Annotated in this window: 3 protein-coding genes; all 3 read right to left on the bottom strand. The window is 39.1% G+C overall.

Annotated elements, in window-relative coordinates:
• A partial coding sequence (locus HRT50_RS18670; protein ID WP_291617313.1) for a thrombospondin type 3 repeat-containing protein occupies window positions 1–481 on the bottom strand: 481 nt, incomplete at its 3' end.
• Between the two features lie 211 nt (window positions 482–692).
• Complete coding sequence (locus HRT50_RS18665) at window positions 693–1,292, bottom strand: hypothetical protein (RefSeq protein ID WP_291617311.1); 600 nt, start codon at window positions 1,290–1,292, stop codon at window positions 693–695.
• A 560-nt stretch (window positions 1,293–1,852) separates the two neighbouring features.
• On the bottom strand, window positions 1,853–2,231 hold a 379-nt coding region (locus HRT50_RS18660), incomplete at its 5' end, for a gamma-glutamyltransferase (RefSeq protein WP_291617309.1).

Below are 2,231 nucleotides of genomic sequence, written 5' to 3'. Positions count from 1 at the left end.
CGTAAACATCGAGCACACCATCACCATCATCATCACTATCGGCATTATTACCTATACCATCAAGGTCAGTATCTAAACTTTCTAACGAATTTAGTGGAAAAACATCAAGGAGATCGGGCACTCCATCATTATCATCATCGGTATCGGTGTTATTACCTATACCATCAAGGTCAGTATCGAGCCATTCACTCGGGTCTCTAGGCAGGGGATCATAAAGATTAATAGCAAGATCGCCATCATCGTTATTATCGGGGCCACCGTCAGTACCATTAAGAAGGCCATCACCATCAATATCAGGATCGCTATTATTACCAATACCATCAAGATCGGTATCAATCCATTCAAGGGGATCAGCAGGAAATAAATCAACGGAATCATCATAGCCATCACCATCGGTATCAATGGCAAAAACACTACTACTACTGATGACAAGTAAAGCTATGCTTAAAAATTTAAAGCAACGTATTTTATACTTCAACACACGCTTCTCCAAAGAAAGTTGTATCTGGGGCAGTTCCAGATAATTAGATCAATTACCTCTAGTAAAGTTACTAGGGATGAAAGGATTATAGTTGTAAGTTTAGCTGTAAAAAAAACTGTTACAGATATCATAGGATATCGGCATATTTAGCAAAAACTTGAATAATTAAAGTTTTAATCTCACTAGTAACTAACAGCCAAGAAATAGCTAGCTAATAGCCAATCTGGCGGCCAAAGCGATAATTAAAGCCAATGAATAAGGTGCTGATACTGCCGAAGTCAGAGTAACTGGGGTAATGTTTGAACCCGATATGCATAGCCGAGTTTTTAGTAAAACTTTTTTGTAGAGAAATAGATATTACCGGATTGATATCACCTTGCTCAGCAAAGTACCTCTCATCAGCCTTAGGATCGAGAGGAATGAGTTTATGCTCGCTCAGGTTAACCGATGCCCCTAACTGGAACTCAACCATCAGAGTCTTTATAAATTTGTCGTAAGATCTAGGGTAATAACGATAGCCTAGTGAGAGGTCTATGGTTTGAATAGTAAAATCAAAGCCTGCACTATCCCATACGACACTAATTTTATCCAAATCTGAAATCTCGACATTTTCAAAGCGGTTATAACTTACTTGCCAATTAAAGGCTTTTTGCTTAAAAAATTCATCGCCAATTGAAAGGCTATAACCAAAGCTTTTATCTTGATCGACTTTATGCAATTGCACCGAACTATCAAGCGCATGGCTATTACCATGGAAGATAGCCATAAAAAGGCATAACATTTGCGCGACATGCTGGATATTTTTCGCCATTACTATTTTTCTCCTGCCAACAAATATCTAATCTTTAGTCAGTTTTTTGTCGGTAAAAAGGGACATAACTTATAAATAGAGTTAAGCAAAAATCACACCAAAAGTGATACTTAATAGCCGTTTAATTAAGTTTGTGGCCTTGTTGTGCACCGGAAAAATAAATAAAAGCAAGGCGAACGATTGAACAATAGCTGGCTATTGGGATTGAGAGCAACACCGCCTTGGCGTATTTTATCCCACACAAGTGGCCAATAATTTAATGGCATTGGTATAAGTAATGGCTATTAAATTTAGATTAGGTATATGCTGACTTTACCAAGAAGGTATTATTGCAGCGTTTACAGAGAGTTTTTCACGGTAAGGTGTAACCAAAGCTTTGATAAGATTATTTTGATAAACTTATGGTGGGAGGCTAACGGCAACATCAAGCCCTTTTGTGCGCCTACGTTCCGCTATATTTTTTGCCTGTTAGCAGTCTTTCTTGACCTTTATATACCTGCAAGTTGAATGGTGACAGGTATATACTATAAGTCTCACTTTAGAATTTTCACGTCGACAACTTAACGACCTAACGCTAGCCCTTCTCGGCGAGGGTCTGCGCCACCAACAAGCCCATTTTTAGTTACTTCTATAGCGTGCAAACCACTGTTTAACGCCCTAACGTTTACTCGATGTCCCTTAGCTTCAAGGGCTGGCTTTAACTTGGCAATATCGGTATCTAGTTCAAGTGTGGTCACTGAATTTCGGTTAGTCACCTTAGGCAAGTTTATCGCTTGTTGCACATTAAGCTGCCAATCTAAAACACCTACAATGGTTTGCGCGACATAATTAATAATACGACTACCACCGGGGGCACCAACAACTAAACGCAATGAATTATCTTCATTAAAGACCATCATTGGCGCCATAGAGCTGCGCGGCCTTTTTAATGGCTCAACA

Origin of the sequence: Colwellia sp. (assembly GCF_013215345.1) — a bacterium.
Classification (GTDB): domain Bacteria; phylum Pseudomonadota; class Gammaproteobacteria; order Enterobacterales; family Alteromonadaceae; genus Colwellia.
This window is presented reverse-complemented; position numbering and strand designations above follow the sequence as displayed.

What these genes read in the sequence shown, in the direction of transcription:
- HRT50_RS18665 (WP_291617311.1), bottom strand. Translation starts at nt 1,292, where the DNA reads ATGGCGAAAAATATCCAGCATGTCGCGCAAATGTTATGCCTTTTTATG.